Genomic DNA, 26,291 nt, shown 5'->3' on the forward strand with positions numbered 1-26,291 from the left:
GACTCCACGATCGAGCTTTGGGAGAGTGAAAATGCCTCAATTTGACGAATTCGAGATCAAGATGCTCGACATCCTGCAGCGCGACGGGCGCAAGCCGGTATCGGAATTGGCGCAGCAGATTGGCCTGTCGACGACACCTTGCGCGCGGCGCTTCGAGACTCTTCAGCAGGCGGGCATCATAAAAGGCTTCGCCGCGGTACTCAGCCGCCGCGCCGTCGGTCTGATGGTCGAAGTGTTCATCCAGGTGCGCCTCGTGACCCACAGCGACGGCTCGCCCGAAACCTTTATCGCCGCCGTGCAGCGCATGGACGAGGTGTCGTCGTGCTGGACGATGACTGGAGACTACGATTTCCTGCTGCATGTCATGGTGCCGTCGGTCGACGAACTCAATGCCTTCGTCATGCACCGGTTGATGCGGCTCGAAGGCGTGCGCGACGTCCACACGCAGCTTGTGCTGCAGAACATCAAGGGACCCGGCCATGTGCCGCTGGCACATCTCAGACGATAGCATTTCTGCGGAAAAGCTGCACACGAACTGCTGAAGCGAGCCAATCTCCGGAACTAGATCGCCGACTACGACATGCGGACCGCCATCGCATAAGGCCCGCCATGAAAATCGTCCTGATCAACCCGCCGCATACCGCCATCGGCAGCCGTGTGCCGGACGACCATCTGCCGCCGCTCGGTTTGCTGGCACTGGGCGGTCCGCTGATCGACGCGGGACATCAAGTGCGGCTTGTGGACGCCGAATTCGGGCCGATGGCGCTTGCCACGCTGGTCCGGGACGCCTTGAGCGACCATCCCGACTGCATTCTGATCGGCCATTCCGGCTCGACCTCTGCGCATCCGACAGCCCTGCTGATCGCCGGCATGGTCAAGGACATCCAGCCGGCGACAATCCTGATCTATGGCGGCGTGTTTCCGACCTATCATTGGCGCGACATACTGGCTGAAACGAATGTTTTCGACTTTATCGTGCGCGGCGAGGGCGAGGCGACCATCGTCGCGCTGGTCGAAGCGCTTGAGAAACGCAAGCCGCTGTCGAATGTGGCGGGCATCGCCTTTCCTGACGATTTGCGCCAGCCCTTTGCAACCCGGCCGGCAAGAACGATCATCAACCTAGACGACTACCGCATCGGCTGGGAACTGATCGACTTCAGTCGCTACAGCTACTGGGGAGGCAAGCGCGCGGCGGTCATGCAGTTCTCGCGAGGCTGTCCGCATCTGTGCAACTATTGCGGCCAGCGCGGCTTCTGGACGCGCTGGCGGCACCGCGACCCCATGAAATTCGCGCGGGAGATTGCCTGGCTATACCGCGAGCATGGCGTCGAGCTGATCAACCTTGCCGACGAGAACCCGACGTCGTCCAAAAGAGCCTGGCGCGCCTTTCTCGACGTGATGATCGCCGAGAATGTGCCGGTGCTGATCGTCGGCTCCACCCGCGCCGATGACATCGTCCGCGACGCCGACAGCCTGCATCTTTATCGCCAGGCCGGCGTCATTCGCTGGCTGCTTGGCATGGAAAATACCGACGAGCAGACGCTTGCATTGATCCGCAAGGGCGGCAGCACCTCATCCGACCGCGAGGCGATACGGCTGCTGCGCCTCAACGGCATCTTGTCGATGGCGACCTGGGTGGCCGGTTTCGAGGACGAAAGCTTGCGCGACCTCTGGCGCGGCTTCCGCCAACTGATCGCTTATGACCCTGACCAGATCCAGGCGCTCTATGTGACGCCGCATCGCTGGACGCCGTTCTTCAGGATTGCCAGGGACCGCAAGGTGATCCAGCTGGACGCCCGCCTGTGGGACTACAAGCATCAGGTGCTGCAGATGACCCGCCTCAAGCCGTGGATGTTGTTCTTCGCCGTCAAGCTGATCGAACTGGCGGTGCAGTCGCGGCCCAAGGCGTTGGCGCGTATCCTGTTCCACAAGGATCCGGAGCAACGGCATTCGATGCGCTGGTACACCAAAATGGGCCGCCGCGTCTGGTTCCGCGAAGTCTGGGGCTTTCTGGTCCGCGACCGCCGCCTGAAACATGGCCCGACGCTCGCCGAATTCTGGGGCTCGCCGCAAGACGAGGAAGAGGAATCGATGGTTGTCGAACGCCTGCCGCGTCAGTCCGTGACCGCTATTTCGCCAAACGCTTGAGCCCCTCAGACACCCGGCCTCACGGCACGATTAGCGTGCCGGCGCCGTGTTCGGTGAACAGCTCGAGCAGCACCGCATGCGGCGTCTTGCCGTTAAGGATGACGACGCCTGCGACGCCGCGCTCGATTGCCTCGATGCAGGTCTCGACTTTGGGGATCATGCCGCCCGAGACCGTGCCGTCCTTGATCAGGGCCTTGGCCTCGGCCACCGTCAGCTCGTCGATCAGCTTCTTGTCCTTGTCGAGCACGCCGGGCACGTCGGTAAGGAACAGCAGGCGCGTCGCCTGGCAGGCGCCGGCGATGGCGCCGGCAAAAGTGTCGGCGTTGATGTTGTAGGTGTGGCCGTCGCGGCCGGGCGCTACCGGCGCCAGCACCGGGATCATTTCGGACCGCGCCAGGAGGTCGAGCAATGTGCGGTCGACTTCGACAGGCTCACCAACGAAGCCCAGGTCGAGCACCCGCTCGATGTTGGAATCCGGATCGATCATGGTCTTGCGCGCTTTTTCGGCAAACACCATGTTGCCGTCCTTGCCGCACAGGCCGATCGCCCACTCGCCCTCGGCATTGATCAGCGCGACGATCTCCTTGTTGATCGACCCGGCCAGCACCATCTCGACAATCTTGACGGTCTTCTGGTCCGTGACGCGCAAGCCGCCCTCGAATTTGGATTCGATGCCCATCTTGCTGAGCATGACGCCGATCTGCGGCCCACCACCATGCACGACGATTGGGTTGACGCCGGATTGTTTCAAAAGTGCGATGTCGCGGGCGAAAGCCTTGCCGAGCGCGATGTCGCCCATCGCGTGGCCGCCGTATTTCACCACGACCGTCTTGTTCTCGTAGCGCTGCATATAGGGCAGCGCCCTTGAAAGCAGCGCGGCCTGCATTTCGGCGGTGGCGGCGACATCCGTCATCGGCGTGGTTCCCAGCGTGGCATGAACGGCGGCGTCTTAGCGGGAATTGCGGCAGGGGGCAAACGGCTTTGCTGTCACGATCGATCAAATCGGTACTACTATTTGCTTGACCATGATCTTGTCCGAAAACCGGTTCCCACCTTTCGGGATCATGGTCTATGCCGGCACCTGCAGCGGCGCCCGCCGTCCCAGCCAGCCCGAGATCTTTTCCATCTGCGCGGCGAACGACAGAAGCGTTTCCTCGTCGCCGGGGCGGCCGGCGGCCTGGACGCCGAGCGGCAGGCCGGTATCGGTGACGTAGACCGGAAGCGTGATCGACGGTTGCCCGCTGACGTTCTGGATCGCCGGCCAGTGGGTGAACCAGAGGCTCTTGTCCATCAGCTGGCCGAATAGCGGCTTGAACTTCAGCAGGCCGGCGAGGCGCAGTCTGTCCAGGACATTCTCGATGAATTCGTCGACGCCTTTCGGGTCCATGGTGCCGCAGGCGAGCGGCGGGTGCGCGATGACAGGCATCAGCACTGCATCATAGTGCGCGGTTTCGGTGATAAGCCGGCGCGACGCGGCGTGCAGCCGCTGCAGGCCAGCATAGATTTCGCCGGCCGAGAGGATTTCACCGAACCGGCTCATGACGCGCGTGGCGCGTTCGATGTCGCCTGAGATGGAGCGGCCGACGCGCAAGGCCTCGCCCCGCATCGTGCCGGCCACCGCCGCGGCGACGGTTCTGGCGAAATCGGCGATGAAATCGCGATCGATATAGGGCAGGTCGATCTCCTCGACGCTGTGCCCGCCTTCGCGCGCCAGCGCGATCGCCGCATCCAGAGCTTTCAACGTCTCTTCCGATATCGGCAGGCCGAGCGGCGATTTTCGATAGAAGGCGAGGTTGAGCTTGCCCGGATCGCGCCCGGCCGCCGCAGCAAAACTGCCGGTCGGCGACGGTGCCGCGTAGGGCGACAGCGGGTCAGCCCCGTGGGTCAGGTCGAGCAGCACCGCCGTATCGCGCACTGAGCGGGCCAACGCATGGTCGACGACGAAGCCGTACCAGCTTTCGGTGACGAGCGGTGTCAAGGGCACGCGGCCGCGCGAGGTTTTCAGCCCGATCAGCCCGGTACAAGCGGCAGGCACCCTGATCGAGCCGCCGCCGTCCGAGGCATGCGCCACCGGCACGATGCCGGCCGCGACCAGCGCAGCCGCACCGCCCGAGGAACCGCCGGTCGTGTGCGCGGTGTCCCATGGATTGCGGGTGACGCCGTAAGCCACCGACTCGGTCACCAGCCTCAGTCCGTGTTCGGGTGCGGTGCTGGTGGCGATCGGGATCAGGCCGGCGGCCAGATAGCGTTCCGTCATGACCGAGTTGAAATCGGGGGTGAAAGCTGGGATGCGGCTGCCGCCATGCGTCGGCACGCCCTTCATGGCGATGCCGAGGTCCTTCAGCGCAAAGGGCACTCCGGCTAGCGGCAGCTTGTGGTCGACGGTTTTCGCTCGCGCCCGCGCCGCCTCAAAAAGCGGTTCGGCAATGGCATTGATCTCCGGCCGGGTGGCCTCGGCCCGGGCGATCGCCGCATCGACGAGATCTTGCGGTGTGATCTCTCCCTTGTGCACGAGCGCGGCCTGGCCGGTTGCGTCATGCTCCCACAGAACCCGCTCGATCGACATGGTCGCCCTCCCGCTCATGGCAAGCTAGCGGGCGGCGATTCCATTGGCAATCGAGGCTGGCGCTGCCGGTGCGCAAGACCATTTCAGTCGTTGCAAATACATTGCAATCGCCTAATTTGGCGGCCGATGACGCCGCAGGACATCAGCAACCTGATTGTCCGGACTTCGATGAAGGACCGGGCTGCGTTCGATCTGCTCTACCGGCAGACCAGCGCGAAACTTTTCGGCGTCTGCCTTCGTGTATTGAAGGATCGGGGAGATGCAGAAGAGGCGCTTCAAGAGATCTTCGTCAAGATATGGACGAAGGCGGACCGTTTTGCCGTTTCGGATCTGAGCCCGATCTCCTGGCTGGTGGCCATTGCGCGCAATCATGCGATCGATCGGATCAGAGCGCGGCGAGAACCTGCCGCCTATATCGATGCCGCGCTCGACGTGGCCGATCCGGCGCCCGGGCCGGAGGCCATGGCCGTGGTGGGCGGTGAGTCCGGACGCATCCACCATTGTCTCGAGGAGTTGGAGAGTAACCGGGCGGCGGCCGTCCGGGGCGCCTATCTGGATGGCAAAAGCTATGCCGAGCTGGCGGAGCGCTATGGCGTACCGCTGAACACGATGCGGACCTGGCTGCGTCGCAGCCTGTTGAAACTGAGAGAATGCCTGGAAAGATGACGCTGGCTGACGACAATGGACCGGAACGTAGGGGCGACGACCTGTTCGCCGCCGAATACGTTCTTGGCGTTCTAGCCGCCGATGAACGCGAGATCGCGTCGCGCCGCATCGATGCGGACGCCGCTTTCGCGCGCCTTGTCGATAGCTGGGCGGCGCATCTTTCGCCGATGGCCGCCGCCTATCCGGAGACAGAGCCTCCGATCAGGGTCAAGGAAGCATTGGACCGCCGGCTGTTCGCTGCAGAGCCGCGGGCCGGCCTCTGGTCGAGCCTTGGCTTCTGGCGCGGTCTTGCCGCCGCCGCCATTGCAGCGCTGGCGATCTACATCGCCGTGCCTTACTTCCGCCCGCCCACCGAACCGCCGCAGACGCGGCTTGTCGCCTCGCTGGCGGCCGAAGGCAGCGACGTCAAATATCTCGTTGTCTACGATGCCGCCCGTCACGAGGTCGGTCTTTCCCACGTTTCCGGCGAGCGGGCCGCCGGCAAGGACTTCGAATTGTGGATGATCGAAGGCAAGAAGGCGCCGGTGTCGATAGGCATCATCCCGGCCGGCGCGACCGCGCATTTGGCCATCCCGCCCCCCGTCCAGGAGAAATTGGCGCAAGGCGCCGTGCTTGCGGTCAGCGTTGAACCTGCCGGCGGTTCACCGACCGGCCAGCCGACTGGACCGGTGGTCGCAGCGGGCGATCTGAAGAGCATCTGACCGCTTCTCATCTCCGGAAGCAGACCTTAAAATCTATCTTCCGCGATTTAAGCGCCTGCAAAGCTTGTTGGTGGTTGTCGATCCGCGCCGGGAAAATTTCGGCGACACAATTTTTCTGCGGAGAGGACGAAACTCCGGAATTTTCTATCGCGTATCTCCTTGCGTTCCCGAATAAGGGGAACGATAACCCGAGGAGATTGAAATCATGCGTAAATTCGCCACCCTTTTGCTCGCCGGCACGGTCGCCATTTCTGCGCTCGCCACCATTGCCTATGCCCAAAACCCGATGGTCGGCGGCGCCGCCATGTATGCCCAGAAAAACATCGTCGAAAATGCGGTCAACTCGAAGGACCACACGACGCTGGTCGCTGCCGTCAAGGCGGGCGGCCTGGTCGATACGCTGCAAAGCGCCGGCCCCTTCACCGTGTTCGCGCCGACCAACGAGGCCTTTGCGGCACTTCCAGCCGGCACGGTAGAGACGCTGCTCAAGCCTGAAAACAAGGACAAGCTGGTCAAGATCCTGACCTGCCATGTCATCGACGCCAAAGCGATGGCCGCCGACGTCGCCAAGATGGTCAAGCACGACGGCGGCACGCACAAGGTCAAGACGGTCGGTGGTTGCGAACTGTCGCTCAAGACCGACGGCGGCAAGGTCACCGTGACCGACGAGAACGGCAACGTCGCCAATGTGACGATCGCCGATGTCGAACAGTCCAACGGCGTCATCCACGTCGTCGACAAGGTTCTCCTGCCGAAGATGTAACAAACGCACGCTGCCGGCGAAGATATCGCTAGGGCCTCCCTGCGCACACTCCGCGCCGTTCACGCAAGATGGATAGGCGCGGAGTCCCGCTTTGAGGACAGCGATCGTCACCGGCTTTTGATTTCCGTGTGGCGGTCGAATTTGGCACAAGCAGTAACAGGAGGAATGGCCATGAACCGTCGCGAGCTTCTTTTGAGTGGTGCGGCAGCCATTGGCGTTGTCGCAGGCGCCACCGCGCTGCGCATGGGCGGAGCCCAGGATGCACGCGCGGCCGAGACATTCGAGGTTACCAAGACCGAGGCCGAGTGGCGCGCCATCCTGTCCGACGCGGCCTTCAATGTGCTGCGCAAGGAGGGCACCGAATATCCGGGCACCAGTCCGCTGCTCAACGAGCACCGCAAAGGCATCTTCGCTTGCGCCGGCTGCGGCCTGCCGGTCTATTCGTCTGAGACCAAGTTCGATTCCGGCACAGGCTGGCCGAGCTTCTGGCAGGAAATCCCGAATTCCATCGGCAAGACCGTGGACAGATCGTTGGGCATGACCCGCACCGAGGTCCATTGTCGCCGCTGCGGCGGCCATCTCGGCCACGTCTTCGACGACGGTCCGCCGCCGACCGGGTTGCGACACTGCATCAATGGCGTCGCCTTGACCTTTAAGCCGGCGACGGCGTGAGGACGGCTGCGACCCTTACTTTGTCGGAGCGCGCTAGAGCATCGGACCCAAAAGTGCGAAGCGGTTTTGGGAAAATCCGATGCTCAAACAAAAAGTTGGAGCGATGGAGTGTCCGCCGCTCCAAGACCTCGTAATGGTTGATTTTGCGCATGACCCCGAAAATCGCTTTTCGGGGTCATGCGCGAGGGCGCCAGGCGGGGGATCCAGCGCGCCTCAATGGCCTCCGCCACCGCCGCCCTGAGCGGCTGGCTTGCGGATCACCAGGGTGAAGAGCCCAAGCGTCGCGAACAAAACCGTCAGCATGAAGAATACGTCCATGAACGACAGCAGCGACGCCTGCTGCTGGACCATGCCTGACAGTTTGGAGATGGCCGCCTTGGAGGCGTCGAGCCCGGCGGTCTGCTCGAAGTTGAGCGTCATGTTCTGCAGCTTCTGTTGCGCAGCGGCACTTCCCCATTGCACGTGCTCGGAGAGCCTGGCGTAGTGGAAGGCATTGCGGTCGATCAGCACGGTGTTGATGACGGCCAGGCCGACGGCGCCGCCGAGATTGCGGGTCAGGTTGAACAGGCCAGACGCATTCTTCAGCCGCTCCGGCGGCAAGGTTCCGAGCGCAATGTTGTTGATCGGCACCATGCACAGCATCATCGAGCAGCCGCGCAGGATCTGCGGGATCAGCAGTTCATAGAAATCCCAGTCGGCGGTGAGATGCGTCATCCACCAGGTTCCCGTGGCGAAGCCGAAGAAGCCGATCATCATCATGATGCGCGGGTCCATCTTGTTCGACAGGATGCCGGAGATCGGCGCGGTGAAGAACATGGCCAGGCCGCTGACGAACAGCGCCTCGCCGATCATCATCGAATCGTAGCCGCGGATGCGCCCCAGGAACACGGGATAAAGATAGGTCAGACCGTAGAGGCCGATGCCGACCACGAAGGAGAACAGCGAGCCGAACGCAAAATTGATATTCCTGAAAGCCTTCAGATCGACAATCGGCTCCTCGGCGGTGAACACGCGCCAGAAGAACAGCACCGCGCCGAAGGTCATGATGACGGCGCAGACGAACACCGCCTGATCCTGCAGCCAGTCGTTGTTGGGGCCTTCCTCCAGCACATATTCCATGCAGCCCAGGAAAGCGGCCATGCCGGCAAGCCCCCACCAGTCGAACTTGCTGAACAGCTTGAGATTGGGTTTGTCGAAGTCGATCAGCGACCAGGCGGCCGTGGTCACCAGAATGCCGGGCACGACGTTGACCAGGAACAGCCAATGCCAGGACATGGCATGGCTGATATAGCCGCCGACGGTCGGGCCGATGGTCGGCGCCAGCGTCGCCACCAGGCCGATCATCGGCGAGACGACGGCGCGGCGGGACGGCGGGAAGATGGTGAAGGCGGCTGCAAAGACGCTCGGGATCATGCCGCCGCCGATGAAGCCCTGCACGGCGCGGTAAACAATCATCTGGTCGATATTGGTTGCGGTTGCCGCCAGCGCGCTGGCCGCGGTGAAGCCCGCCGCCGAGATTGTGAACAGCACGCGCGTCGACAGCATCCGGCTGAGAAAGCCGGACAGCGGGATCATCACGACCTCGGCAATCAGATAGGCCGTCTGCACCCACGGGATCTCGTCCGAGCTGGCGCTCAAGCCCGCCTGGATCTCGGCCAGCGAGGCTGAGACGATCTGGATGTCCAGGATCGCCATGAACATGCCGAACACCATCGCCAGGAAGGCGATGACGCGGCGGATCGGCATGTGATCTGTCTGGGCCGGGATGGCCGACACCGATCCGGCGGTAATGGTTGCGGTCGCCATGACCCTTGCTCCCGGTTCCGCTTTACTTCGATGCCGAAGGCGCCGTGCGGCTGTCGACGGCGACGACGACGCTCAGGCCGGCGCGCAGTTTGCCCGTCTTCAGCACATCCGCGGGCACGTCGATGCGAACCGGAACGCGCTGCACCACCTTGGTGAAATTGCCTGTGGCGTTCTCCGGCGGCAGCAGCGAGAACACTGCTCCCGAAGCCGGCGCCAGCGACGACACGGTACCCTCGAAGTCCTGGCCGTCGATCGCGTCGACCGACACCCTGACCTTTTCACCAGGCACCAGCCGGGCAAGTTGCGTCTCCTTGAAATTGGCGACGATGTAGAGCTTGTCCATTGGCACGATGACGGCGAGCTTCTGTCCGGGGCTGATCAGGTCGCCCTGCTCGACCGAGCGGTTGCCGACCACGCCGTCATAGGGTGCGCGCAGTACGGTGAAGGACAGATCCCGCACCGCCTTGTCGTGGGCAAGCTGCAGCGAGGCCAGCGTACTGGCCGATTCCGCCCGCTGCGCCTGGAGCACGCCGATATTGGCCTGAGCCGCCGCGATCTGCGCGTCGGCGCCGGCTAGTGCGGCATTGGCTTGCTCGACCGCCGTCTGGGCGTCGTCCAACTGGGCCTGGGTACCGACCCGGGTCTTGAGCAACTGGGCGGCGCGGACCTGAACCCGCTTCGCATTGTCTGCTGCGGCCTGGTCGGCGGTCTTCTGCGCCTGCGCCTGCTTGAGCGAGGCGCGGGCCGCTTCGGTCTGGGCATCGATGCGGTCGAGCGTCTTGCTCAACGTGGCGATCTGCGCCTCGGCCTGGGCAACGGCTATCTTGTAGTCACCGTCATCGACGATCAGCAGCGGGTCGCCGGCCTTCACCTGCTGGTTCTCGGTCACTTTGACCTGATCGACATAGCCCGAGATTTTTGGCGAGATGAACGCCGTGTCGGCCTGGACATAGGCGTCGTCGGTCGAGATCATGAAGCGCCCGTCGGTCCAGTAGTCATAGCCATACCATGCGCCGGCGCCCAGCAGGGCCAGGCCGATGATGGGCAACAACATCGAGCGCATCGAGCGCTTCTTTTTGGCGGGAGCCAGCGGGGTGATGTCGGCGGGCTTGAGAGGGGCTTCCGGCGCTTCGATCGCAGGTTGGACCTTGGCGCTGGGGAAAGGGCGGACTTCGGCACTGGTAGGCGCGTTCGAGGACATGATATCTCTCTAAATTAACTGGCGCTGAATGTTGTCAGACTGAACCGTTCGGTTCGATCTCGACATTGACTTAGCGCTTAAACAGGCCCATATCAAGAGCAATCGAACCGGATGGTTCGAATTATTTTACGAGGTGTGACATTATGGCCGAAGCCCCCAAGGCCGCTCCTTTGTCTGATTCAGGCCCATTGTCCAGCGCTGGCAAGGAGCAGTGCGATCTGCTGGACAGTCTGCCGCGCGGCCGCCCGGCCGCGGGGCAAGACCCGGTCAAGCGAAGCCAGATCATCGAGGGTGCGCGCCGTGTCTTCATCGACAAGGGCTTCGAAGCCGCGTCGATGAACGACATTACGCGCGAGGCCGGCGTGTCCAAGGGCACGATCTATGTCTACTTCGCCAACAAGGAAGAGCTGTTCGAAGCGCTGATCGAGGAAGAACGCGGCACGATCTTCAAGAATATGTATGAGGTGCTCGACCAGATCGGCGACCTTCGCCAGACGCTGGTGAAGTTCGGCATCGTGCTATCCATGAAGATCACTTCGGCCAGGGTCATCCTGGCGCAGCGGACGGTGATCGGTGCGTCGGAACGGATTCCGGAGCTTGGCGCGCGATTTTACGAACGCGGGCCGAAGCGCGGCCATGACAGGGTTGTCGTTTTCCTCAACATGGCTATCGAACGTGGCCTGCTGAAGATCGACGACGTCGAGCTTGCCGCCTATCAGTTCACCGAACTGTGCCTGGCCGGTCTTTTCCGCCAGTGCATATTCGCCTATCGCACCAAGGCGCCAAGTGTGGCCGAGATTGAACATATCGTCAGGTCGGGCGTCGACGTGTTCCTGAAGGCCTACGGCACAGAACAGCTTGCAGAGCAGGAACGGGCCTCCAGTCCCGCCTGACCAGCCGTCGGAGGCCGTTGCCTATCCGCCATTGGCGGCGAGCACGATCGCCGCACGCAGTTCCTCGAGGCCCTCGCTCTTTTCCGACGACGTGGCGAGCACGAAGGGGAAGGCCGCCGGGCGTTTCTTGATCTTCTGAAGCGTTTCCTCGACCAGTCGCGGTACCCCCGCCGCCTTGATCTTGTCGGTCTTGGTCAGCACGATCTGATACGACACCGCCGCCTTGTCGAGCAGCGACAGCACCTCGTCGTCCTTGGCCTTGATGCCATGGCGGGCATCGATCAGCACGTAGACGCGCTTCAGCGTCACCCGGCCCTTCAGATAGTCGAACACGAGCTTCGTCCACTCGTCGACCTTTTCCTTCGGCGCCGTGGCGTAGCCATAGCCCGGCATGTCGACCAGGGCCATCGGCGGCAGGTCGGCGCCCTCTCCCGAAAATCCGCCCGGCACGAAATAGTTGAGTTCTTGCGTGCGGCCCGGTGTGTTGGAGGTGCGCGCCAGCCCCTTCTGGTTGACCAGCGCGTTGATCAGCGACGATTTGCCGACATTGGAGCGGCCGGCAAAGGCGATCTCGGGCGGACCCTCCGGCGGCAGGAATTTCATCGCCGGCACGCCGCGGATGAATATCCAGGCTCGCGTGAACAATTCGATGCCGATCGTGGTCTTGTTCAACGCGTTCAAACCGCTGCCTCCAGAAGAAAAATGTTGCTGCCACGAATGGCATCGAGATTGCGGCTGATCTTTTCCACCGGCCAGTGCCACCACGCCAGCGCCAGCAGCCGCCGGATGGTCCTGTCGTCGAAGCGCATCTTTACCACCTTGGCCGGATTGCCGGCGACGATCGCATAGGCCGGCACATCGTGCGTCACCACCGACTTTGCCGCGACAATGGCGCCGTCGCCGATCTTCACGCCCGGCAGCATCACCGCTTCCATGCCGATCCAGACATCATTGCCGACGATCGTGTCGCCGCGGACCTCCTTCGACCATGTCGCCGGGTCGAAGCCTTCCTCCCAGCCGTGACCGAAGATGTTGAACGGATAGGTCGAAAAACCGGACATGGCGTGATTGGCGCCGTTCATGATGAAGCGCGCGCCTTCGGCAATGGCGCAGAACTTGCCGATGACCAGCCTGTCGCCGATGAACGGGTAATGATGCAGCACGCATTTTTCGGCGAATTTGTCGGGCCCGTCAGGGTCGTCATAGTAGGTGAAATCGCCGATCTCGATGTTCGGCGCCGTTACCAGCGGTTTCAGAAAGCCGACGCGCGTGTGCAACGGGATCGGATGCTTGATCGATGGATTGGGTCCGGTCATATCGAGCTCCGTCGGGCAACTGCCAGCCAGGTCAAAATAGCGCGATCCGCCCGGCCGTACCAATCGCTTAATCCAGACCGCCAGCCTGTACAAAAAGCCCCGGACGAACCGGGGCTTTCTGGTTTCGCATCATCGGAGCGCCGGCTATTCCGCCGGCGACGGTTTCTTGCGGAACAGCGCGACCAGATTGTCCCACAGTTCGATCTTGGCGCCCTGCCGCTTCATGATCACGCCCTGCTGCAGGATCGACAGCGTGTTGTTCCAGGCCCAGTAGATAACGAGACCGGCCGGAAAACCCGCCATCATGAAGGTGAAGATCACGGGCATCCAGGTGAAGATCGCCGCCTGCGTCGGGTCCGGCGGCGTCGGGTTCATGCGCATCTGCAGGAACATCGTCACGCCCATGATCAGCGGCCAGACGCCGATCATCAGCATGTGCGGCAAGGTGATCGGGATCAGCCCGAACAGGTTGAAAATCGATGTCGGGTCCGGCGCCGCCAGATCCTGGATCCAGCCGAAGAACGGCGCGTGCCGCATCTCGATGGTGATGTAGAGCACCTTGTAGAGCGAGAAGAACACCGGAATCTGCAACGCCACCGGCCAGCAGCCGGCGAGCGGATTGATCTTCTCGGTCTTGTACAGCTCCATCATCGCCTGCTGCTGCTTCATCTTGTCGTCCGCGTATTTCTCGCGGATCTCGAGCATCTTGGGCTGCACCTTCTTCATGTTCGCCATCGACGCATAGGACTTGTTGGCGAGCGGGAAGAACAGCGCCTTGACGATGACGGTGGTGGCGAGGATCGCCAGGCCGAAATTGCCGAAGAATTTGTAGAGCGTGTCGATCAGCCAGAACATCGGCTTGGTGATGAAATAGAACCAGCCCCAGTCGATCAGCAGGTCGAACTGGCGAATATGACGGTCCTTTTCATAGGCGTTGATCGTCGAAACTTCCTTGGCGCCGGCGAATATCTCCGACTCCACGGTCGTCGATTGCCCGGGAGCGATTGTGACCGGATCGGACAGGAAATCGGATTGGTAGCTATGCGGGTGGGGTCCGCTTTTGAACTCGAAATAAGAGAATTTGGGCTGAAATTCGCGGCCGCTCGGCGGCACCAGGGTCACCGCCCAGTATTTATCGGTGATGCCGAGCCAGCCGTCGCTCGACTTGCCTGGTTTGTACTCCTTGTCCGATTCGACGCTGGAGTATTTGTATTCCTGCAGGCCCTCGCTTCCGGTAACGCCGATCAGGCCCTCGTGCAGCACATAGGTGCTGGCGATAGCCGGCTTGTCGAAGCGGGTGACTCGGCCATAGTTCGACAACGTCGCGGGTGCCGAGCCGCCGTTCTGGACCGTGTCGGATACGGTGAACATATATTGGCTGTCGACCGAGAAGGTGCGCTTGAAAACCAGGCCCTTGTCGTTGGTGAAGGTCAGCGTGACCGGCGTCGCTGGTGTCAGCGTCGCATTGCCGTCGGTCTGCCAGACCGTGTCGGGGCCGGGCAGCCTGCCCACATCCGGCGTGCCGGAAAAGCCGATCTCGGCGAAATAGCCGTTTGGCAGGGACGCCGGGTTGAGCAACGCGATCTCGGGCGAGGTCTTGTCGACCGTCTCCCTGTAATGCTTGAGCCGGAGATCGTCGAGGCGCGCGCCGGTGAGGTTGATCGAACCTTCGAGGCTCGGCGTGTCGATCTTGACGCGCTTGGTCGAGGCGATCGCCTGGTCGCGGCTAGCCGCGGTGACGGCTTCGCCGCCAGGCGCGCTCGGAATGGCGCCCGGCTGCACCGGTGTTTCGCTGGCGCCCGGACTGGTGCTTTGGGCGACCTTCTTCTGCTCCGCCACGCGCTGCTCTTCGATGCGGGCGGCTTCGCGCTGCATCTCGCTGCGCGGCATCACATAGAAATATTGCCAAAGCGCCAGGATCAGCACCGACAGTGCGATGGTGATGAAGAAGTTGCGGTTGTTTTCCATCGAAGCCCTTGGCCTATCGTGTTCCACGCAATCTGCGGGAGAGTTCGGCCTTCAACTGGCCGAACGGAGTGGTAAGCACGTCTTCGCGCCCGACGATGACATAATCATTGCCCGGCGCCATGTCATCCGCGGCATGCGTGCGCACGGCCTCTCTGAGCCGCCGCCGGATGCGATTGCGAACGACGGCGTTGCCGACCTTCCTGGTGACGGTGTAGCCGACGCGCGGCGCCTCGCTGTCGCCGCGGCCCAGGACCTCGACGAGGAAAAGCCGCCCGCGGCGCTTTTCGCCACGGCGGACGGCCAGGAATTCCGCGCGCTTCAGAAGCCGCTTGGGATGGGCACCCGTTGGCTTGCCGGTTGCGGGCAACGATCTTGTCTCTCGCTTGGTGCTCAGGCGCTGAGACGCTTGCGGCCGCGGTTGCGGCGGGCTGCGACGACGCCGCGGCCACCTTTGGTGGCCATGCGGGCGCGGAAACCGTGCCTGCGTTTGCGGACGAGTTTGGACGGCTGGTAAGTACGCTTCATTTGTTTAAATACCGCGGGGTGCGGCCCTTCTTGATTCTGTCACTTTGTAACAGGAGCTTTGCCGGGCCGGTTTTGGCGCGATCGAAACCGCGCCGGGACGAATGGCCCGAGCGTGAGCGGGCTTATAGAAAGAAGGGTTTTGGAAGTCAATCCAGCGTGTCGGGCCGGCATTGTCGGACCGGCATCGAAGTCTTGCGGCCCTTTGTCCGGCTTCGACCAAGGATGAATTTGGCAAAAAAGCCGCAATCGCCTAATCTCACCCGATCAAGCGATCGTGAAGACGAGCAGTCCCTAAGACAAGCAGCCGTGATGACAGGCAGCCGTGACGACGAGCATGAGTGAAGTCCCAGCAACCGACGAAAGCATCGCCCAGGCGAAGGCGGCCACCCGCAGGGTGCCGCTGGCGCGCGGCCTGTCGACCAAGTTGCTGCTGCTCACCATCGTCTTCGTGCTCTTGGCCGAAATCCTCATCTTCGTGCCCTGGATCGCCAGCTACAGGCTGAGTTGGCTGAAGGAGAGGCTGAGCACCGCCGCCGCGGTTTCCATCGTCCTGGTGCAGGGCGAACCTGCCTCGCTGTCGCGTGCCGCCCAGAACGACGTACTGATGGCGATCGGCGCCAAGGCGATCGCCGTGCGCGACGGCGGCGTCTCGCGGCTTCTGGTCGTGGCCGAAATGCCGCCGCAGGTCGACGAGCATATCGATATCGCCAATGTCGGCATGATCGAGGGTATGACCGGCGCGCTGGACACGCTGTTTTTCGGCGGCAAGCGGATGCTGCGCGTTTTCGGGCCGGTCGGCGACAGCGACAAGGAATTCGAGCTGATCATGCCCGACCACCGCCTGCGCAATGCCATGCTGATCTATTCGCGCAACGTCGCCTTCGTCTCGCTGCTGATCTCGCTGTTCACCGCCATGCTGGTCTACGCCGCGATAGACCTGATCATGATCGGCCCGATCAGGACGATGACACGCTCGATGCTGTCCTTTTCCGAGGCGCCCGACGACCCCGGCCGCATCATTCACCCCGCCGCCCGGGCCGACGAGATCGGCGTCGCCGAACGCGAGCTGTCGCAGATGCAGGAGCGGCTGCAGAAGATGCTGACCGAGCAGAAGCACCTGGCCGATCTCGGCCTGGCCGTGTCGAAGATCAACCACGACATGCGCAACATCCTCGCCTCGGCGCAACTGATGTCGGACCGCCTGCGCCAGGTCAAGGACCCGACCGTGCAGGCCTTCGCACCAAAACTGCTGCGCGCGCTCGACCGTGCGGTGTCCTACTCGGAGGGCGTGCTGGCCTATGGCCGCACCCAGGAGCCGCCGCCGTCGCGCCGCAGGCTGCGGCTGCGCCAGCTGGTCGAGGACGTCCAGGGCCTGCTCGACATCGAATGCGGCATCGAATTCGTCAACGCCGTCGATCCGGTGCTCGAGGTCGACGCCGATTCCGACCAGCTGTTCCGCGTGCTCACCAATCTTAGCCGCAACGCCGTGCAGGCGATGGCGGCCGACACCGAGAGCGCCGTGGTGCGCCGCTTGACCATATCGGCCGAGCGCATCGGCAGCGTCAGCCGCATCGTCGTCACCGACACCGGCCCCGGCCTGCCGCCAAAGGCGCGAGAAAACCTGTTCGCGGCATTTCGCGGCTCGGCCCGCAGCGGCGGCACCGGCCTTGGCCTGGCGATCGCCCATGAACTGATCCGCGCCCATGGCGGCACGGTGGAGCTGGTCGAATCGATCGGCGGCCGCACCACATTCGCGGTCACCATTCCCGACCAGCCGGTCCGGCTCGACCAGGCCCGCAACGGTCTGCGCCGCCCGGCGTAACGAACCGTTTCGTTACGGACCGTTTCAATTCGCAAATGGTTGGTCCGAGACTACGAGCCATCGGCTCGGCCGCCGTGCAACGGCGTGTTTCGTTACGGGCCGTTCCGATTGGCAAATGACTGATCCAAGACGACGACCTATCGGCTCGGCCGCCGCGTGACGCGATCTTGCCTTCGCCGGCCGGCGCATGACGGCAAAACTTTTGGCCAGGATCGGCTTGCTTTTCGCAAATTCAGTCGCTAGGGAACAGCTCACATTCGCGGCCGATCGCCAGGATCGGATCGCGGGGCTATGCAAAGCATGGCCTGTTGCGCGCCCGTAGCTCAGCTGGATAGAGCACCAGACTACGAATCTGGGGGTCAGGAGTTCGAATCTCTTCGGGCGCGCCAAATATCCACCGATCGCACTATATAGCCCGATTCCCACCAGACTACGCCCGCGCAAATCGCGGGAGATAGTCCGCGAGCGAAAGGCGTAGAAACGGCGGCGTTAGGCGGTGGAAAAGGTCGAATCTCTCGGGTTGAATGGCTGATTTCTGATCAGCAGGCACGTGCCATATATCACTTGGGTGGCATCAGCCATTTCACTCTAAATCTACTTCGGTTGCGAACGTAGAAGGCCGCTGATTGCCGCGAAGTTTACCAATAAGACCTCTTTGCAGGCGCCCGTCGGCCTCGGTGCGTGCTGTAGGCTAAATACAAGGCAATGGCCGTCGTACAAAAGGTGACACCGGCGCTGATAAAGAACACAACGCTCAAACCTGCTCGATCGGCAGCCCATCCCAACACCGGGCTTCCTAGAGCCATCGCGACATCGAGAAAGACCGTGTAGATGCCCATTGCCAGCCCGCGGCTTTCAGGCGAGGTGTCACGGACAGCCTCGACACCCAGACCGGGATAGACGAGCGAGTAGCCGAGTCCCGCGAGAGCGGCTCCGGCGGATGCCATCATCATGCTTCGGGCCAATCCCATGAGGATCAATCCGGCCGCTTGCACCAGAACGAACACCAAGGCGATTCTCGCGCCACCGAACTTATCCGGTAGATGGCCAAACATCATTCGCGCCACGATCAACGCCGCGCCAAAGGCAGTGAAGGCAAGCCAGACGGGCTGCCAGCCGTGATTGACATAAAGGAGCGGGCTGAATGCGAGAATGGCGCAATAGCCGATGCTGCTAAGCGCCGCGCCAAGTCCGGGTAGCCAGACCGCTCCAATCACGCCGCCAAAAGTGGATCTCGTCCGTGCCGATAGGACAGGCGGACTCGGCGCTCGCAATAGGAACAGCAGAACGAGCAGTGGCGCCAAGGTCGTGATAAGGCCGATCGCCGCAAAGCCGTACGGTACAAAGAGCATCGTGCCGAGCGGACCGCCGAAGGCGAGCGCCGCGAACATGGCCGTGCCGACCCAGGCGATGACCTTCCCCGCATGGCCGGAATCGACCATTGCCAATCCCCAGCTCACGCCCCCGGTGATGATGAAGCTTTCGGCTCCACCGAGCACCGCACGTCCCACCAGAAGAATCGCAACAGAGAGGGTTGGCGAACTCACGAAGGTCAAGGACAGGAGATACAGCAATCCAGCACCGGCGGCGGCGATCAGGCCGAGGACGACGCTGCGTTTGCCACCATTCGCATCCGAATAGGTGCCGGACCATATGCGCGTGACCAGAGACGCGGCAAATTGCGAGCCCGCAACCAGGCCGACGACGAAAGTTCCGAAGCCGAGATCCTGATTCACATGCAGCGGCAGCACCGGCAGGGCCGCGCCGATGACGAGGAAGCCGGCCAACACGGCCGCCATGATCGGCAGCAACGTCACGGCGGCCGAGGGCGGCGGTCTGGACGATGAGGGCAAAGGAGTCATCGCGACCAGCAGCGTTCAGTTGGCGGAGCGCTTCTCGAACACGGAGCGCGCAACGGCGGCTGCCGAGAAAGCGTTCGGCCATCCGGCGTAGTACGCGAGATGGCTGATGGCTTCGGAGGCTTCCATGCGCATCAGTCCATTATCCATCGCCCGGTTGAGGTGGTAGGGAATCTGCTCGACCTGGCCGGCCGAGATCAGGGCGCTGACCGTCACCAGACTGCGATCGCGCGGGGCGAGATCGGGCCGCAGCCACAGGTCGCGAAACAATACGACGGTCGTATCCCTCACCAATCCCGGCGATGCCGGTCCTGTGCCTTGCGCGACGCGGGCGGCGCGATCGGCCTCGGCTTTTTCGTCCAGCGGCAGGAAATCAACCATGGCCTTGGGGAGCTGGTCGGGTCCGACACCGCGCGCCGCGAACACCTCCTTCGTGATGCCCGTCGCGGCAACCGCATTGCCCCAGCCGGCATAGAAGGCGAGATGCGTGATAATCTCTGAGATTTCGGCCGGCTTCACCCCATTGTCGAGTGCGAGATGCACCTGCTCCGGCAGGAGAATGTCCTGGTTGCGCGTGATCACGGCAGCGACAGTGACGATGCTGCGATCCCGCAGCGACAGGCCCGGCCTCTTCCAGAGGCCATTTGCAAGCTTCTCATCGGCGTAGCGCTCAAGCGCGGGCGAAACCGTTCGCACGTCCTCGCGGGACAGGCTGCCGGTCTGCGATCCGGCCTGCGCGGCGGCATCGACGGCTCCCATGGAAAGAGCGAGAGCCAGAACGGTCGAGGTTTTCATGATGAAGCCTTTCGTTCAGTATCCCGTCAGCGGTATTGCTCGTCGGAAACAGGTTCGAACCAGTCGACGTTCTTGCCGTCCCGCATGTAGCTCAAGGCGATATGCGCCATGGGGCTGATCGCGGTCGCTCCATGCCAGTGCTTCACGCCGGCCGGAATCCAGACCACATCGCCAGGATTGATGCCTCGCCGCTCCTTGCCCTCTTCCTGCACCCAGCCTTGACCGCCCGTGATGATAAGCATCTGGCCTGCCGGATGGCTGTGCCAGACCGTCCGCGCGCCGGGCGCGAAGTTCACAAGTCCGGTGCTCGCCCGCGTCATGTCGGTAGGCGGATAGAGCGGACTGATGACCGCCTGCCCGGTGAAGTTGTCCGCCGTTCCGATCACGGCCGGCGTGCTGCCGTTCGTGCGGATTTCGATGGTCTCGGCCTCGGCCGGCATTAAGCCGGCGGTGCTGATTGCAGCGGCAGCGAGAATCTTCTTCATGTTCGTCTCCTTCTGCGTTTGCAGCTTCTTGCTGTTCCCGGTGAATGATGCGGGTTTTTCCGACACCCGCGGCATTGTCCTGATGCGCAGCGGCCTTCCAGGTTCAGGAAAGCATTTCGACGTGCAGCGGATGTTCTCCGCGCATCAGAAGCGGCGCAGGTCCCTGGTCTAGTCGCCCGAGCCGGATCAGGCCGCGCGACCAGCGATAGGGACCATGAAACATCGCGAGATTGCCCCAGGGGGCGTAGTAGCAAAGATCGCCAGCCGCCTCGTTCCCGAAGCGACCGTTGCCTTCCTCGGTGAGCTTGCGCGGCAGATAGGCGATCTTCTCGTTGGACGAATAGTCGTCGATCGTCAGGTCCAGCGGCAGCATCGAGACCAGGTCGTGCGCGGAAGGATTGTTCTCCAGCGTCGCCGTGAAATCCTGATCTGCAAAAACAAATCTCAGGCGCATCGGGGCTCCTTTCGTACCCGGGGTTGTGGAGGTCTGAGAGTGCACCGAAGAGGGAAGCGCGAAGCTGACAGCGCCTGCCAGCAAGGTGCGGCGTGAAAGCCATGTGGCGTCGCGTGTCATTTAAGGTCTCCCAATCGGTGCGGCCATATCCATTGTTCCGGCACACGGCCGCACCCTTCGACGAATACGGCCTTGTTAAGCTGCCAGATGCTGACCGAAGAAGCTGGTAAGCCTGTCGAACGGAATCAGGTCCACACGGTCGTAGAGATCGACGTGACCGGCGCCCTGGACCCAGACCAGTTCCTTCGGCTCGGCTGCCAGTCTGTAGGCTTCCTCACTGAACTCCTTCGAATGCGCCTGATCGCCGCTGATGAACAGCATTGGGCGCGGCGAGATCGTCTCGATGTCGTTGAACGGGTAGAAGTTCATGAATTTGACATTGCTGGTCAGCGTCGGCTTGGTCGTTATCTGGTCGGAGACACCCGCCGGGGTAAACTCTCCGCGGGGTGTCCGATAGAAATCGTAGAACTCACGCTGGATGGGATGCGTCGACGCGGTCAGTTCGAGATCGGTTCCGCCCGTATACTGGATCTGGCCGCCTTCGAATTCGGAGTAGCGCTGCTCGGCGGCGGCCGCGATGATCTGCTTGCGTTGCTCGACGCTTAGCGAGTGATTGAGTGCGTTTCGGTTCGCCGCGCCCATGTCATACATGCTTACCGTGGCAATGGCGCGCATGCGTGGGTCGATCTTGGCGGCGCTGATGACGAAGCTGCCGCTGCCGCAGACACCAATCGCGCCAATGCGGTTGCGGTCCACGAACGCGCGTGTCCCGAGGAAGTCCACCGCCGCGCTGAATGCCTCGGCATAGACATCCGGTGAAACGATCTGTCGGGCTTCGCCCTCGCTCTCGCCCCAGAATGGCAGATCGATCGCCATGGCGATGAAGCCCCGCTCGGCCATCTTGGTGGCATAGAGCGTCGCGCTTTGCTCTTTCACCGCGCCCATTGGATGGCCGACGACGATGGCCGGATGACGTGCATTGCGGTCAAGGTCCTTGGGAACGAGCAGATTCCCCGCGACATTCATCTGGTATTGGCTCTTGAAGGTGACTTTCTGCAGCGTCACCTGATCGCTCGTATAGAAATTGTTTGCACCGTTGGACATGTCTTGAGCCTTTGCGAAGGTTAGGTTTCCAAGTGACATCGCGCCGAATGCGGCGATGCCTGTTCCGGTCAGCTTCATCAACTCACGCCGGTGAATGTTTCGGGCCGGGGCTTTCTGGTTTGTTGCGTCAGGGATGTTCGTAGGCATCTATGATCTCCTGCAAGGTTAGAGTGGATTTGAGATTGGCCGATCCTGCTGGTCATTCAGGCTTGAGCAGACGCGGCCCATTGCCGGCCAGAATCACGCTGCCGACGAACGCGGCGAAGATTGACATGCCAGCCAGCAGCAGCCCGCCGACCACGGCACCGAGCAGTGGTGATGACCATGCTCGCAGCCACCGCGAAGAGGCCGCTGATCGAAATCGCCTGTCCGGTTGCTACCTGCATCTGCTGTGGCGGCGATCGCCATATGGTTCGGTCCCGCTGAATTGTTGCAGTGCAAACCTAGTGGTTTTGCCATAAAACGATTACCCGTCGAAATTGGCATGAACTAATCGACCACATCGAATAATCTGTTGCGAGATGGCAAACGAAGGAAGCTCATGGCCAGAACCGATCTCAACCAATTGACGTGGTTTCAGGCCGTCGCAGAAGAGCGCAGCTTCACCAAGGCAGCGGCAAAGCTCGGCGTCGCGCAATCGACGCTCAGTCACACGATCAAGCAGCTCGAAACACGCATGGGCATACGCCTTCTGACCCGCACGACGCGTAATGTCGCGACGACCGTTGCGGGCGAAAGGCTGCTACAGACGATCGCTCCGCGCATTGGTGAAATCGAAGACGAGATCGCAGCGCTGATGGCGTTCCGCGAAAAGCCGTCAGGCTCGATCAGGTTGACCCTGTCCGACCACGCGCTCGAAAGCGTGGTCTGGCCGAAGCTTAAGCCGGTCCTCAGCGCCTATCCCGACATCGGCGTCGAACTGATCCTGGACAGCACCTTCCGCAACATCGTCGAGGAAGGCTTTGACGCCGGTGTCCGGCTTGGAGAGAGCGTCGAGAAAGACATGATCGCGGTCCGCATCGGCCCGGACTGGCGATTGGTCGCCGTGGCTTCGCCGCGATACTTCGCGGCGCACGGTGTGCCTGTGCATCCGCAGGATCTGGTCCGGCACATCTGCATCAACATGCGCCACGAAACCGCCGGCGGTCTGTACGCATGGGAGTTCGAGAAGGATGGACAGGCGCTGCGTGTCCGTGTGGACGGTCAACTTACCTTCAACAACACCTACGCCATGATCGACGCCGCGGTGAGTGGCTATGGTATCGCCTATGTTCCCGAGAACATCGTGGAGCGGCACGTCGCCTCAGGGTTGCTGGTGCAGGTCCTCGACGACTGGTCGCCCTTCTTCGATGGCTATTTCCTCTATTATCCTAGCCGCCGCCAAAACCTTCCTGCGTTCAAGATTATTGTGGACGCATTGCGGCATCGGGAATGAAGCGACAGGATCTAAACCCGCGCGATTGGCTCACGCCCCATTTGGGAGTGTTCTAGAGGCAATAGGCAGAGTTCTCATCATCGCCCCGATGCGGCGCCATTAAACTCATGCCCACCCCGGGAACATAGGTAACAGAATCTATCGCCTGCGGCCGGAAGATTGCGAGGAGTGAGCGCCATCCCTGCCAAAAGAGCGGTGTCGGCTGAAGCTGCTCAGTCGGCCTGCTTGACCTCCGGACCTGGTTCAGTTGGCGGAACTGGCGTGCAATCTTGGCCGGTGCATTCCTGCACAGGATCGTTCGCCGGCGGGAGACAATTTTGGCCTTCACAATGAACGGGCGGCTGCGCTGTTGCGGCTTTATTGTTTGGCGGCACAGGCCGATCCTCAGCGTGAACGGCCGGCATTCCAAGGTCGATCATGGCCGTGCACAAGAGCGCAATCCGAAGCAAATTCATTTTCGCCTCCGCACCTGACAGCGAGACGCAGACTATACCTTCGAACTGCGGCCAACATCCTGTCACTCCCGAACGGCGTTAACAGCGCGTTACACGCAGCGGCAGCTTGAGGGCGGACATACGGATGCTGTTTCCGGCGAGGCCGTCTTCGAAACGGGCGGCAGGTTGGTATAGGGTTCGCACTTCGAAAAGCTTATGCTGTGCTTCCCGGCTCCCTCACCTAAACCGCACATTTTCCCTGGAAAGCTCTGCCACCGACCTGCATCCCATCAGCCGCATGCCGCGTTCGATCTCGGTTCGCATCAGGCCGAGCGCCCGTTCGACGCCGGCCTGTCCGGCGGCTGCCAACGGGAACAGATAATACCGCCCGACGCCGACGGCCTTGGCGCCCAACGACAGGGCTTTCAGCACATGCGTGCCGCGCTGGACGCCGCTGTCGATGATCACGTCTATCTTGTCGCCCACCGCGTCGACGATCTCGGACAGCTGGTCGAAGGGGCTGCGCGAGCCGTCCAGCTGCCTGCCGCCATGATTTGACAGAACGATGCCGGTGCAGCCGATGTCGACCGCCTTTCTGGCATCGGCGACGCTCATGATCCCCTTCAGGCAGAACTGGCCGTTCCAGAAGCGGACCATGTCTTCGACATCCTTCCAATCCAGCGACGGGTCGAGGATCTCCGTGAAATAGCGGCTGATGGAAAGCGCTCCGCCGCCGAGATCGATATGGCCGTCCAACTGCGGCAGGCTGAACTTTTCGTGGGTCAAATAGTCGATAGCCCATCTCGGCTTGATCGCGAACTGCATCATGCCGCCGAGCGTAAGCCGAAAGGGGATAGAAAAGCCGGTCCGCAGGTCACGCTCGCGGTTTCCGCCGGTGACGCTGTCGACGGTCAGCATCATCACCTCGACGCCCGACGCCTTAGCGCGCTCCATCATGGCGCGGTTCAGGCCGCGATCTCTGTGGAAATAGAACTGATAGACCTGCGGCGTCCTGTGCTTGCGCACTTCCTCCAGGCTAACCGTGCCGAGCGACGAGACGCCGAACATCGTGCCGAACTTCTCCGCCGCCGCGGCGACGGCGCGCTCGCCGCTATGGTGAAACAGCCGCTGGAGAGCCGTCGGCGAACAATAGACCGGCATCGCCAGCTTCTGGCCCATGACGGTGACCGACATGTCGACCTGTCCAACGCCGGCAAGGACGTTAGGGACGAGATCGCAGTCCTCGAAAGCCGCCGTGTTGCGCCGCAGCGTCGTCTCGTCGTCCGCGCCGCCATCGATATAGTTGAAGATTGGGCCTGGCAGGCGCTGTTCTGCCAGCCGGCGGAAGTCCTGAAAATTATAGCAGCTTTGCAATCTCATGAAATCAATCGGGTATATGGCGGGCCTGATGTCAAGCCTGTGCACTGTCGATCGCCGGCGCGCTCGCCTCAGCCCGCCACGGCGCCAACCGACTCCCGCTCGACCAGCGGGCATTCGAGCTTGGTTACGGGATAGCGGCTCCGGCCGCGACCGGGAGCAGCGGGGACTTCCAACTGCTCGATCGCCCATTGTCCCATCGCCATATGCGGCAGGATCGACGTCGTCAGCGGCGGGAACAGATGCCGCGCGATCTCCTCGTCGTCATAGCCGACCACCGAAATATCTCCGGGGATGTGCAGGCCGGCCTCCTTCAGCGCCTCGTAGCAGCCGATCGCGGTCCGGTCGTTCTGGCAGAAGATGGCGGTCGGCCGGTCCTTCAGCGCCAAGAGCTTGACGGTCGCGGCATAGCCGGCGCTCGCTGACCAATCGCCTTCGACGACCAGCTCCGGGTCGAACGGGATGTCGGCCGTCGCCAGCGCCCGGCGGTAACCTTTCAGCCGGTCCTGGGCCGCCTGCATCCAGGGCTCGCCGGTGATGGTGGCGATGCGGCGATGGCCATAGCTGATCAGGTGCCGGGTCGAGCTCTGGCCGCCGGCGATCTCGCTCGGCACCACGGCGGGAAAGGCATAGTCGGCGGTGTAGCAGTTGAGCAGGATGACCGGAATGTCGAGGCCGTAGAGATAGTCCGGCGCGACGATCTCGCGGGTGAAGATGGTCATGTAGATCAGCGCCGAAATGCCCCGCTTGGTCAGTGCCGCGATGGCCCGGGGCTCCATCACCTCGTCGCCCATGGTCTGCGCCACCAACACGACATTGCCGGCGTTCCACGAGGCTTGCCGCGCCCCTTCAATGGCGACGACCGCCTCCGGGCTGGTCGCCAACTGGTCGACGGCGAAGCCGATCACGCCATCCAGCCCGTCGAATGCGGCAACCGGGGCTCGCAAAGCAGAAAACACCGGCGGCGAATAGCCCAGTGCTCGCGCCGTCTCGATCACCCGCTCTCGGGTTTGCTGCGACAGCCTGATGCCCGGCGTGTTGTTGAGCACGAACGAAACCGTCGCCTGCGAACAGCCGGCGACCCTGGCGATGTCGGTCATGGTAACGCGGCCCTTGGGGTTTTTCCCGGACAGCTTGCGCCGCCTGGTACCCTCAAGGACGGGATCACGCAATGGTTCGTTCATGTCATTGGTCCCTCGAATCTCGCATTTATAGGGCGAAGCCCCGCTAATAGATATAAT

General features: G+C 62.3%; 25 protein-coding genes and 1 tRNA gene. 10 read left to right on the forward strand and 16 right to left on the reverse strand.

The features are described 5' to 3' along the window. Window positions 1–31 precede the first annotated feature (31 nt). On the forward strand, window positions 32–508 hold the full coding sequence (locus tag NKJ13_RS09870) for an Lrp/AsnC family transcriptional regulator (RefSeq protein WP_254815887.1): 477 nt from the start codon (window positions 32–34) through the stop codon (window positions 506–508). 101 nt (window positions 509–609) lie between these two features. Continuing rightward, a complete protein-coding gene (gene bchE, locus NKJ13_RS09875; protein ID WP_352777703.1) occupies window positions 610–2,148 on the forward strand; it encodes a magnesium-protoporphyrin IX monomethyl ester anaerobic oxidative cyclase in 1,539 nt (512 codons plus the stop codon). A 19-nt stretch (window positions 2,149–2,167) separates the two neighbouring features. On the opposite strand, the gene argB is transcribed toward bchE, so the two are convergent. Next, window positions 2,168–3,061 (reverse strand): acetylglutamate kinase, encoded by an 894-nt coding sequence (gene argB / locus NKJ13_RS09880; RefSeq protein WP_352736722.1) that lies wholly within the window; start codon window positions 3,059–3,061, stop codon window positions 2,168–2,170. A gap of 156 nt (window positions 3,062–3,217) precedes the next feature. After that, window positions 3,218–4,714, reverse strand: coding sequence for an amidase (locus NKJ13_RS09885; RefSeq protein WP_352736724.1), 1,497 nt, complete (start codon window positions 4,712–4,714; stop codon window positions 3,218–3,220). Between the two features lie 126 nt (window positions 4,715–4,840). Between NKJ13_RS09885 and NKJ13_RS09890 the strand changes: the two genes are divergently transcribed. The 4 genes from NKJ13_RS09890 (at window position 4,841) to msrB (ending at window position 7,516) form a co-directional block, all read left to right on the forward strand. Next, window positions 4,841–5,380, forward strand: a complete 540-nt coding sequence (locus tag NKJ13_RS09890) for a sigma-70 family RNA polymerase sigma factor (protein WP_352506016.1) — start codon at window positions 4,841–4,843, stop codon at window positions 5,378–5,380. Then, complete coding sequence (locus tag NKJ13_RS09895; RefSeq protein ID WP_352686657.1) at window positions 5,377–6,081, forward strand: anti-sigma factor; 705 nt, start codon at window positions 5,377–5,379, stop codon at window positions 6,079–6,081. Before NKJ13_RS09890 ends, NKJ13_RS09895 begins: the two co-directional genes overlap by 4 nt. 205 nt (window positions 6,082–6,286) lie before the next feature. Continuing rightward, window positions 6,287–6,844: a fasciclin domain-containing protein gene (locus NKJ13_RS09900; protein WP_352736726.1), complete on the forward strand. Its 558-nt coding sequence runs from the start codon at window positions 6,287–6,289 to the stop codon at window positions 6,842–6,844. Between the two features lie 171 nt (window positions 6,845–7,015). Then, on the forward strand, window positions 7,016–7,516 hold the full coding sequence (msrB, locus tag NKJ13_RS09905; RefSeq protein WP_352477048.1) for a peptide-methionine (R)-S-oxide reductase MsrB: 501 nt from the start codon (window positions 7,016–7,018) through the stop codon (window positions 7,514–7,516). A 213-nt stretch (window positions 7,517–7,729) separates the two neighbouring features. Here msrB and NKJ13_RS09910 read toward each other — a convergent pair whose 3' ends face one another. After that, complete coding sequence (locus tag NKJ13_RS09910; protein ID WP_502901899.1) at window positions 7,730–9,322, reverse strand: DHA2 family efflux MFS transporter permease subunit; 1,593 nt, start codon at window positions 9,320–9,322, stop codon at window positions 7,730–7,732. A 22-nt stretch (window positions 9,323–9,344) separates the two neighbouring features. Continuing rightward, the gene (locus NKJ13_RS09915; RefSeq protein WP_352686454.1) at window positions 9,345–10,523 is read right to left on the reverse strand and encodes an HlyD family secretion protein; all 1,179 of its coding nucleotides are present in this window, start codon (window positions 10,521–10,523) and stop codon (window positions 9,345–9,347) included. A gap of 143 nt (window positions 10,524–10,666) precedes the next feature. Here NKJ13_RS09915 and NKJ13_RS09920 point away from each other — a divergent pair, with 143 nt between their 5' ends. Beyond that, window positions 10,667–11,416 (forward strand): TetR/AcrR family transcriptional regulator, encoded by a 750-nt coding sequence (locus tag NKJ13_RS09920; protein WP_352506014.1) that lies wholly within the window; start codon window positions 10,667–10,669, stop codon window positions 11,414–11,416. Window positions 11,417–11,437: 21 nt separating this feature from the next. Here the strand turns inward: NKJ13_RS09920 and yihA are convergent, their stop codons facing one another. The 5 genes from yihA to rpmH all read right to left on the reverse strand — a co-directional run bounded on the left by yihA (window position 11,438) and on the right by rpmH (window position 15,225). Next, window positions 11,438–12,097 (reverse strand): ribosome biogenesis GTP-binding protein YihA/YsxC, encoded by a 660-nt coding sequence (gene yihA / locus NKJ13_RS09925; RefSeq protein ID WP_352472343.1) that lies wholly within the window; start codon window positions 12,095–12,097, stop codon window positions 11,438–11,440. Continuing rightward, window positions 12,094–12,732, reverse strand: a complete 639-nt coding sequence (locus NKJ13_RS09930; RefSeq protein ID WP_352452996.1) for a CatB-related O-acetyltransferase — start codon at window positions 12,730–12,732, stop codon at window positions 12,094–12,096. The genes yihA and NKJ13_RS09930 overlap by 4 nt, the downstream gene beginning before the upstream one ends. 144 nt (window positions 12,733–12,876) lie before the next feature. After that, window positions 12,877–14,700 carry a membrane protein insertase YidC gene (gene yidC, locus NKJ13_RS09935; RefSeq protein WP_352736727.1) on the reverse strand — a complete coding sequence of 608 codons (1,824 nt, stop codon included), beginning with the start codon at window positions 14,698–14,700 and terminating at the stop codon, window positions 12,877–12,879. 13 nt (window positions 14,701–14,713) lie between these two features. Then, the gene (gene rnpA / locus NKJ13_RS09940) at window positions 14,714–15,067 is read right to left on the reverse strand and encodes a ribonuclease P protein component (protein ID WP_352539960.1); all 354 of its coding nucleotides are present in this window, start codon (window positions 15,065–15,067) and stop codon (window positions 14,714–14,716) included. Between the two features lie 23 nt (window positions 15,068–15,090). Then, complete coding sequence (gene rpmH, locus NKJ13_RS09945; protein ID WP_008833937.1) at window positions 15,091–15,225, reverse strand: 50S ribosomal protein L34; 135 nt, start codon at window positions 15,223–15,225, stop codon at window positions 15,091–15,093. Between the two features lie 334 nt (window positions 15,226–15,559). On the opposite strand from rpmH, the gene NKJ13_RS09950 reads away from it, so the two are divergent. Continuing rightward, complete coding sequence (locus NKJ13_RS09950; RefSeq protein WP_352455990.1) at window positions 15,560–17,047, forward strand: ATP-binding protein; 1,488 nt, start codon at window positions 15,560–15,562, stop codon at window positions 17,045–17,047. Between the two features lie 312 nt (window positions 17,048–17,359). Then, window positions 17,360–17,436: transfer RNA gene (locus NKJ13_RS09955), tRNA-Arg, on the forward strand. A gap of 249 nt (window positions 17,437–17,685) precedes the next feature. On the opposite strand, the gene NKJ13_RS09960 is transcribed toward NKJ13_RS09955, so the two are convergent. The 5 genes from NKJ13_RS09960 to NKJ13_RS09980 form a co-directional block, all read right to left on the reverse strand. After that, window positions 17,686–18,909: an arabinose transporter gene (locus NKJ13_RS09960; protein ID WP_352736728.1), complete on the reverse strand. Its 1,224-nt coding sequence runs from the start codon at window positions 18,907–18,909 to the stop codon at window positions 17,686–17,688. Between the two features lie 15 nt (window positions 18,910–18,924). Continuing rightward, window positions 18,925–19,701, reverse strand: coding sequence for a carboxymuconolactone decarboxylase family protein (locus NKJ13_RS09965; protein ID WP_502899781.1), 777 nt, complete (start codon window positions 19,699–19,701; stop codon window positions 18,925–18,927). 26 nt (window positions 19,702–19,727) lie between these two features. Then, window positions 19,728–20,186 (reverse strand): (R)-mandelonitrile lyase, encoded by a 459-nt coding sequence (locus NKJ13_RS09970; RefSeq protein WP_352777705.1) that lies wholly within the window; start codon window positions 20,184–20,186, stop codon window positions 19,728–19,730. 103 nt (window positions 20,187–20,289) lie between these two features. Beyond that, a complete protein-coding gene (locus tag NKJ13_RS09975) occupies window positions 20,290–20,760 on the reverse strand; it encodes a cyclophilin-like fold protein (RefSeq protein ID WP_352736731.1) in 471 nt (156 codons plus the stop codon). A 75-nt stretch (window positions 20,761–20,835) separates the two neighbouring features. Continuing rightward, a complete protein-coding gene (locus tag NKJ13_RS09980; RefSeq protein ID WP_352736733.1) occupies window positions 20,836–21,951 on the reverse strand; it encodes an alpha/beta hydrolase in 1,116 nt (371 codons plus the stop codon). 394 nt (window positions 21,952–22,345) lie between these two features. Between NKJ13_RS09980 and NKJ13_RS09985 the strand changes: the two genes are divergently transcribed. Continuing rightward, entirely contained in the window at window positions 22,346–23,239 is an 894-nt protein-coding gene (locus NKJ13_RS09985) for a LysR family transcriptional regulator (RefSeq protein WP_352736735.1), read from the forward strand. A 671-nt stretch (window positions 23,240–23,910) separates the two neighbouring features. Here the strand turns inward: NKJ13_RS09985 and NKJ13_RS09990 are convergent. Continuing rightward, the gene (locus NKJ13_RS09990) at window positions 23,911–25,053 is read right to left on the reverse strand and encodes an alpha-hydroxy acid oxidase (protein ID WP_352736737.1); all 1,143 of its coding nucleotides are present in this window, start codon (window positions 25,051–25,053) and stop codon (window positions 23,911–23,913) included. A 68-nt stretch (window positions 25,054–25,121) separates the two neighbouring features. Next, the gene (locus NKJ13_RS09995) at window positions 25,122–26,150 is read right to left on the reverse strand and encodes a LacI family DNA-binding transcriptional regulator (RefSeq protein WP_352736927.1); all 1,029 of its coding nucleotides are present in this window, start codon (window positions 26,148–26,150) and stop codon (window positions 25,122–25,124) included. Window positions 26,151–26,291: the final 141 nt, after the last annotated feature.

It is taken from the genome of Mesorhizobium sp. M0174 (genome assembly GCF_040322275.1).
In the GTDB taxonomy this organism is placed as follows: domain Bacteria; phylum Pseudomonadota; class Alphaproteobacteria; order Rhizobiales; family Rhizobiaceae; genus Mesorhizobium.